Here is a 291-nt window from a genome sequence, read left to right as displayed (position 1 = left end):
GCCGCATTACCAATTTCCGCTCGGTGCATGACATTGATGGCTATGCAGCGACCATCGCTTTTTGCTTTCCGAATTGCCTTTCGGAAAGCAAATGCCAAATCCTCACCATGACAGTCGGCTGGATCAAATGAGAACCCTAGCGTAATGGTTCTTGTCAGATCGCCACCGGACTCGTAGTCTACACTGATCGTGCGCCATCGTGGTGCAACCCATTCGTGAATATCATGCGAAAACTCCACTTTAGCTACCATAACTTCCCCTTAATACGTGCGAATCGTCGCACCCTTGAAG

1 protein-coding gene is annotated in these 291 nt (G+C 49.5%); it reads right to left on the bottom strand.

Going from position 1 to position 291, the window contains the following annotated elements; genetic code table 11:
* On the bottom strand, positions 1-251 hold a 251-nt coding region (locus tag AC1RPG_RS08675), incomplete at its 3' end, for a hypothetical protein (protein WP_481762583.1).
* Positions 252-291: the final 40 nt, after the last annotated feature.

The sequence above is a fragment of the Dellaglioa sp. CoH-57-MRSF-18 genome, from assembly GCF_056781995.1.
The sequence above is the reverse complement of the archived record's forward strand: the minus strand, read 5'-3'. Positions and strand labels throughout refer to the sequence as shown.